This window comes from Candidatus Frankia nodulisporulans (genome assembly GCF_902806475.1).
Classification (GTDB): Bacteria; Actinomycetota; Actinomycetes; order Frankiales; family Frankiaceae; genus Frankia; species Frankia umida.
This window is the reverse complement of record NZ_CADCWS010000204.1, coordinates 1-7710: the sequence shown is the minus strand read 5'-3', so window position 1 is coordinate 7710 and position 7710 is coordinate 1. Positions and strand designations below refer to the sequence as shown.

The window sequence follows — 7710 nt, the reverse complement described above, 5'->3', positions numbered from 1 at the left end:
CGACGACGCCTCGTTGGCACCCATCACCAGCACCCCCGTCCCAAAAGAAGACAGCCGAAAAAACAGATGAGAAGAACGCATGGAAACGCGGTCGCAGTCAGGAGCCAACAGCGAATCCATACATCACTGAAGCTATACAGCACCTCCACTCATGACGATCGAACGTGCATTCGAATCATAGCCGATGGACAGGCGGATGACAACCCCCGTGCACGCGCTCGGGTACAGAGACAACCCACACCCCCAGCGACCAGCGACCAGCGACAATGCAGCATGGAAGCAGTGGAAGCAGTGGAAGCAGTGGAACAGCGGGTCAGCGAGCCCGAGAGTCGCGCAGAGCTGCGACCACAACACCAAGCTTCCTGCGGCCGGAAGACCCGATGTCAGCTCTTGCATGGAGAGAGGAAGAGGGTATGATCAGGATGCGCAGAAGCCAATCCACGAGCATCCGATCACCGAAATCAGCAACGCGACCCGACAGCAATCTCGAGCTTCATATACTGACGCAAGGCGACCGCATAATCCTGGAACTATTCACTCGCCAGGCATCACATATCCCGCAGGGAAAACAGGCGCCCGCCGTCAGACGGGGATGGCAGCCAAGCTCAGATCGTCGCCATCCTGGGCTTGCTTAAGAAACGAGGTCTGACATACCCGATGAAGCCGCGCCAGCCCGAGACCACGACGAATACGCGGATTCCATAGAAATAGCCGGCCGAGTTTTTTCGCGTCGCCGTCCCGGCGGCCTCCAAGCAGCGCGACAGGACACGTCCAATGCGACTCCATTCCGGACAAGACACCAACGAAACAGGAGCGAGCGTCTGTGCTAACAGAGGGCTCCTGAGCTCGGGAGCCCTGTTACTGCGACGATCTGGTCGGCTCACCCGTCGACCGCGCGAAGGCGGAGAGGATGGCATCGGCGGCCAGAGCCGGGGTGAGGCTGCCCTCGCGGACACGCTGTTCCAGGTCGGGGGTCAGGGCGCGGACCTGCGGATGGGCGTGCAGATCGGCGAGCAGCCGGTCGCGCACCATCGCCCACGTCCAGTCGACCTGTTGGCGACGGCGACGGGCGGCGAGTTCGCCAGATGCGTCCAGGGTGTCCTGATGCTTGATGATCTGCGCCCAGACCGTGTCGACGCCGACGCGCTGCTCGGCGCTGCAGGTCAGCACCGGTGTGTTCCAGTCCCGCGGGCCGGAGGCACCCTGCAGCATCCGCAGGGCGCCAGCGAGTTCCCGGGCGGCACGGCGGGCATCGAGCTCGTGTGGACCGTCGGCCTTGTTCACCGCGATAACGTCCGCGAGCTCGAGCACACCCTTCTTGATGCCCTGCAGCTGGTCGCCGGTGCGGGCCAGGGTGAGGAACAGGAAGGTGTCGACCATGTCGGCGACGGTCGTCTCCGACTGGCCGACGCCGACCGTCTCGATGACGACGACGTCGTAGCCGGCTGCCTCCATGATGACCATGGCCTCGCGGGTGGCCTTGGCGACTCCACCGAGTGTGCCCGCGGTCGGCGACGGGCGGATGAACGCCGCCGGATCGACCGCCAGGGCCGACATCCGGGTCTTGTCGCCGAGGATGCTGCCGCCGGTGCGGGTCGACGAGGGGTCGACAGCGAGCACCGCCACCTGATGGCCGCTGCCGGTGAGCATGGTGCCGAGCGCGTCGATGAACGTCGACTTGCCGACGCCAGGCACGCCGGTGATGCCCACCCGGCGTGCCTTACCGGCATGCGGCAGCAGCGTCACGAGCAACTGCTGGGCGAGCTCGCGATGGTCGGGCCGGGTCGACTCGACCAGTGTGACCGCGCGCGCGATCCAGGTACGCGACGAGGCGAGCACCCCGTCGGCGTACTGCGCGAGGTCGATCGGTCTCCGGCTCACGACGCCACGGCCGACGTCGACCGCGCGGCCGCCGCTGATTCCAGGGCGACCGCCGCCACCACCGTGACCGCCGTCGAACTCACCACCGCCGTCGGCTTTACCACCGCTGTCGATGCCACTGGCCGCCGCCGCTCAGGCAGCGGTGTGGCCGAGCTGCGCGGACAGGGTCGCGAGCAGTTCCTGCGCGGCATCGGCGATGACCGTGCCGGGCGGGAAGATCGCGGCGGCGCCGGCGGCTCGCAGTTCATCGAAGTCGCCGGGCGGAATGACGCCGCCGACCACGATGAGGATGTCGGAGCGCTCCAGCGCGGCGAGTTCCTCGCGCAGCGCCGGCACCAGGGTGAGGTGGCCGGCGGCGAGCGAGGAGACGCCGACGATCTGGACGTCCGCCTCGACCGCCTGGCGGGCGACCTCGGCCGGCGTCTGGAACAGCGGGCCGACGTCGACGTCGAAGCCGATGTCGGCGAAGGCGCTGGCGATCACCTTCTGGCCGCGGTCGTGGCCGTCCTGTCCCATCTTGGCGACCAGGATGCGCGGACGGCGCCCCTCCTGCCGCTCGAACTCGGCTGCCGTCTCGCGGGCGGCGGCGATGTTGCCGGCGGAGCCGGCCTCGTCCCGGTACACGCCGGAAATAGTACGGATCTGACCGGAATGGCGCCCGTAGACCTTCTCCAACGCGTCGGAGATCTCGCCCACGGTCGCCTTGGCACGGGCCGCGTCCACCGCGAGGGCCAGCAGGTTCTGGTCGAGACCCGAAGCCCGGCGCCCGTCACGGGCCGCGTCGGCGGCGGCGGTCAGCGCGTGCAGGGCGGCCTCGGTCACCGCGTTGTCCCGCTCCTCGCGCAGCCGGCGCAGCTTCTCGACCTGCTCGGTGCGGACGGCCGAGTTGTCGACCTTGAGCACCTCGATCGCCTCGTCGGCATCCACCCGGTACTTGTTGACGCCGATCAGCGGCTGACGGCCGGAGTCGATCCGCGCCTGGGTGCGGGCGGCGGCCTCCTCGATGCGCATCTTCGGGATGCCGGCGTCGATGGCCTGCGCCATGCCGCCGGACGCCTCGACCTCGGCGATGTGGCTCCAGGCCCGGGCGGCCAGGTCGTGGGTGAGGCGCTCGACGTAGTAGCTGCCGCCCCACGGGTCGATCACCCGGGTGGTGCGCGACTCCTGCTGCAGCAGCAGCTGGGTGTTGCGGGCGATGCGGGCGGAGAAGTCGGTCGGCAGCGCCAGCGCCTCGTCCAACGCGTTGGTGTGCAGCGACTGGGTGTGGCCCTGGGTGGCGGCCATCGCCTCCACGCAGGTGCGGACCACGTTGTTGAACACGTCCTGGGCGGTCAGCGACCAGCCCGACGTCTGCGAATGGGTGCGCAGCGACAGCGACTTGGAGCTCTTCGGCTCGAACTGCTTCACCAGCTTCGCCCACAGCAGGCGGGCGGCGCGCAGCTTCGCGACCTCCATGAAGAAGTTCATGCCGATGGCCCAGAAGAACGACAGCCGCGGCGCGAACGCGTCGATCTCCAGGCCCGCCGCCAAGCCCGCCCGGATGTACTCCACGCCGTCGGCGAGGGTGTAGGCCAGTTCCAGGTCGGCCGTCGCGCCGGCCTCCTGCATGTGGTAGCCGGAGATGGAGATCGAGTTGAACTTCGGCATCTTCTGCGAGGTGAACGAGAAGATGTCCGAGATGATCTGCATCGACGGCTGCGGCGGGTAGATATAGGTGTTGCGGACCATGAACTCCTTGAGGATGTCGTTCTGGATGGTCCCGGCGAGCTGCTCGGGAGCCACGCCCTGCTCCTCGGCCGCGACGATGTAGAGCGCGAGCACCGGGAGCACGGCGCCGTTCATGGTCATCGACACGCTCATCCGGTCCAGCGGGATGCCGTCGAAGAGCTGGCGCATGTCGAGAATCGAGTCGATCGCGACGCCAGCCATGCCGACGTCGCCGGTGACCCGCGGATGGTCGGAGTCGTAGCCGCGGTGGGTCGGCAGGTCGAAGGCGACCGACAGACCCTTCTGGCCGGCGGCGAGGTTACGCCGGTAGAAGGCGTTGGACGCCGCCGCGGTGGAGAAGCCGGCGTACTGGCGGATCGTCCACGGCTGGGTGACGTACATCGGCGCGTACGGCCCGCGCAGGAACGGCGTGACCCCTGGATAGGTGCGCAGGAAGTCCAGGCCCTCGGTGTCGGCCGCGGTGTAGAGCGGCTTGACGGCGATGCCCTCAGGCGTGTCCCAGGTCAGCGCCTCGACATCCTTGCCGGTCGTGGCCTCGACGGCGTCGCGCCACTGCTGCTCGGGGGTGTCGGCCCCGTCCGGCGGGGCACCGAGTTCGATCGTCGAGAAGTCCGGGATGGCGGTGAGGCCCGGCCCGGTCGGGTCGGACTCGTCAGCGCCGGACTGCTTCGCGCCTTCGAGGGACATCAGGCCACTCCCGCCTCAGCCAGTGCCGTCTGGAGCACGGCGACCGCATTACATCCTGTGAACACGTATCCGCCGATACCCGCCTCGGCGTCGGACTGCGCGCGGGCACCCGGCTGGCCGGCCAGCCACACCTGGCGGGCACCGGCCGCCCGCAGCGCGGCGGCGACCGTGGCGGCATGCTCGGCGTACACCTTGTCAGCCGAGCACAGGCAGGCCACGGTGGCGCCGGACGCGGTGAACGCCGCGGCGATCTGGACCGGGTCGGTGCCGGTACCGGAGGTCGGGGTGTCGAACCCGCCGGCCTGGAACAGGTTGGCGGCGAAGGAGCCCCGCGCCGTCGACGCGGCGGCGCTGCCCAGTGTCGCCAGCAGGATCACCGGACGGTCGCCCGCCTGGGCCGCGGCGTCCGCGCGGGCCCGCAGGTCCTCGAAGTCGGCGTCATAATGGATCTCCGGCAGTCCGGTTGTCACCGCGTCCGCGGGGGCGGACGGTGCGACAGGTGGCGCCGGGACCCGATCGGGAAGCTTCTCGGCGACGTTCGGGAACTCGCTGACGCCGGTGATCGGATCACGCCGATGGGCGATCGCCTCGGCGCGGGCCGCGCGACTGGTCGCGATCCGTTCGGCGACAAGCCCCTCACGCAGCGCCGCGACGATCCCGCCGGCCCGCTCGATCTCGGTGAACGCGGACCAGGCCGCCTCGGCGAGACTTTCCGTGAGGGACTCGACGAACCAGGAACCGCCGGCCGGGTCGATCACCCGAACCAGGCTCGACTCCTCCTGCAGCAGGATCTGGGTGTTGCGGGCGATCCGCCGGGAGAAGTCGTCGGGCAGACCGAGCCTCGCGTCGAAGGGCAGGACCGTGACCGCGTCGGCACCGGCGACCCCGGCGGCGAAGCAGGCCAGCGTCGTGCGCAGCATGTTCACCCAGGGATCGCGGCGGGTCATCATTGCCGTCGACGTGACGGCGTGCTGGCGCTGGGCCCGCTCGGGTCCGCTCGCCCCGCACACCTGGGCGACCCGCGCCCACAGCCGGCGGGCGGCACGCAGCTTCGCGATCGAGCTGAACTGGTCGGCGGTGACCGCGTAGCGGAACTCCAGCTGGCCGAGCGCCTCGGTGAGGCTCAGCCCGGCGCTGGTCAGCAGGCGCAGGTAGGCGACGCCGGTGGCCAGCGACGCGGCGAGTTCCTGGGCGTCGCTGGCGCCGGCACGGTGGTAGGGCTGGGCGTCGACGACCAGCGCGCGCAGGCCCGGGTACTGCTGGAGGCAGCGCCGCGCGAGCGCCGCGGCCTCGTCGAGCCCGGCCGGCTCGGAGGTGCCGACCCCGACCCGCGCGGCCAGCCCGATCGGGTCGGCCCCCAGGCTGCCCGACAGCTGGGAACCGGGTACGCCGCGGGCGTCGGCGACCCGCAGGAACTCATCCGCGGCCGCCGATGTCTGCCCGCCCGCGTCGAGTGCGACCGGGGCGAGGTCGAGGTACACTTCGGCGAGCACCATGCCGAGTGCCTCGATGGGCAGGCTACCCTCGCCCAGGCGCAGCCAGAGCGAGGTGACGCCGCTCTCCAGGTCCGCCAGCACGTCGGCGCCGGCGGCCTTCGCATCCGGGCCGACGTGCAGGGCACGCACATCCCAGCCGCTGCCACCGGTGCCCTGGGGACGCCCACCGCGCACGAACGGCGCGAGACCGGGCAGGCCGACCCCGCCGGCGGGTGCGTCCTCGCTGGTGTACAGCGGCTGGATGCGTGGACCGTCGTAGGTCTCGGTAGCGAGCAGGTCCTCGACATCAGCCGGGGTGTTCGCCTCGGTCGCCACCCCGGATTTGCGCAGGACCCCGAGAACCAGCTTCTGCCACTCGCCTCGCGTGGACTCGGGAAAGTCCGCGGCCAGCGACAGTCCGCCAGAGGGAACGCTCATGCACCGGATCGTAGGCCGGCGGGTTGCGGGAGGCTCGGAATGTACTTCCTGTCACAAGCTCTTGCACCCGTTTGGCTCGATGGTGGCACCCCTCACCAGGTGGACGCGCCCTCAGGAGGCCCGCAGACCGACCTGCGTGGCCCGGGCCAGGCACTGCGCGACGGTCTCCACGACCCGCTGCGGGTACCAGGCCACCTCGAGATCACCGAAGCGCAGCACCGTCCAGTTCATCGCGGCCAGCAGGTTGGCCCGCTGCCGCTGGCCGTGCACCACACCGGCGGCGCGCCCCACCATGGCGCCCTCGGCCTCGACGGCGACCCGCTGCGCCGGCCAGGCGAGATCGAGCTGGGTGACGACCTGACCGGCAGCATCCGAGACCGGCCATTGTGGCCGCGGCGGTGCCAGGCCCGCGTCCGCGAACAACAGCCGCAACCGCGTCTCCAACGGCGACTGGGCCCGCCGATCAGCCAGCGACCACCAGGGCAGGGCCCGGCGGTACCCGCGGCGCCCCGCCGCCGAGAGGCGGGCCGCCCGCAGGTCCGTCACGACGCCGCTGTGCAGGGCACCATCCATGATCGCGACGGCGACCTCCCGGTTCGGCGCCGTGAGTACGAGATCGGCGAGCGTGCGCGCCGTGGAGGTGAGCGGAATTCCGCTGTGGACGATTCGATCCGCGGGCGGAAGGTCGGTGAAATGCAGGCGGACACCGCGTGGCTGGGCCCGGGTGAGCCGAGCCGGCAGCATCAGATGCACCGGTTGCCGCGCATCATCGACGTTGGCACCAGGACCGGCCTCGAACGGCGACATGCCCAACGCGGGCGAACCGAACTCCGCCGCATCACACGGTGCGGTACCGAAAAACCCCGCGACCGAAGCGGAAACACCCGACGGGACGGTACCCGCGGCGGTGAGGCCGGCAGCGGGAAAACCCAGCAACCGGGCGGCCGTGACACTGCAGGCCACCGCCTGCGGACGACCGACCAACGCCGCCCGCACCCGCGCCGACAGCGCCTGGACCGTGGACGGCAGACCCAGCAGCTCGGCCGCGGCCGCGGCACCCTCGCCACCAGCCAGGCCAGCCAGGTCGGACCCTGAGCCGGCGGCGGGCCGCGGGTTCGAACCGGGCAGCGTGGCCAGATCGGCCGCTGATGCCACCGGGCCCGGCCTCGGCGCCGAGGCCAGAGCTCGCCGCGGCACGGGCACGGCGGACACCGCCAGGACGACGAAGGCACCACGGACCGGGTGGTCCCACTGGCCGGACAGCACCAACCGGCGCAGTTGGCCACGGGTGAGGCCGGCCTCGATCGCCTGTCGAAACGTGATCATTCCGCCCTGGCTGCGAGCCAGTCTCAGGGCTGGCCCAAGGCCGGGATAGGAGAAGGTGACAGGTCGGGTCGGCGAGGTCAAGGCCGAGGACAAGGAGGTCATGAGGCTTATGCAGAACTCATGGAATAGAAATAGAGTGCCCGGATCGCGGAGAATGCTGTGGGGTAGGTCGAGG

General features: G+C 70.2%; 4 protein-coding genes. All 4 read right to left on the bottom strand.

The genetic code is table 11. From position 1 onward, the window contains the following. Window positions 1-858 precede the first annotated feature (858 nt). Entirely contained in the window at window positions 859-1881 is a 1023-nt protein-coding gene (gene meaB, locus G6R24_RS16040; RefSeq protein WP_163550051.1) for a methylmalonyl Co-A mutase-associated GTPase MeaB, read from the bottom strand. 132 nt (window positions 1882-2013) lie between these two features. Next, on the bottom strand, window positions 2014-4296 hold the full coding sequence (scpA, locus tag G6R24_RS16035; RefSeq protein ID WP_163550050.1) for a methylmalonyl-CoA mutase: 2283 nt from the start codon (window positions 4294-4296) through the stop codon (window positions 2014-2016). Beyond that, on the bottom strand, window positions 4296-6209 hold the full coding sequence (locus G6R24_RS16030) for a methylmalonyl-CoA mutase subunit beta (protein WP_163550049.1): 1914 nt from the start codon (window positions 6207-6209) through the stop codon (window positions 4296-4298). The genes scpA and G6R24_RS16030 overlap by 1 nt, the downstream gene beginning before the upstream one ends. Before the next feature lie 111 nt (window positions 6210-6320). Beyond that, window positions 6321-7637: a type IV toxin-antitoxin system AbiEi family antitoxin domain-containing protein gene (locus G6R24_RS22580; protein WP_338084444.1), complete on the bottom strand. Its 1317-nt coding sequence runs from the start codon at window positions 7635-7637 to the stop codon at window positions 6321-6323. Between the last annotated feature and the right edge of the window lie 73 nt (window positions 7638-7710).

Coding starts and splice junctions, on each gene's coding strand:
- G6R24_RS22580 (WP_338084444.1), bottom strand. CDS start 7,637: ATGACCTCCTTGTCCTCGGCCTTGACCTCGCCGACCCGACCTGTCACC.
- scpA (WP_163550050.1), bottom strand. CDS start 4,296: ATGTCCCTCGAAGGCGCGAAGCAGTCCGGCGCTGACGAGTCCGACCCG.
- G6R24_RS16030 (WP_163550049.1), bottom strand. CDS start 6,209: ATGAGCGTTCCCTCTGGCGGACTGTCGCTGGCCGCGGACTTTCCCGAG.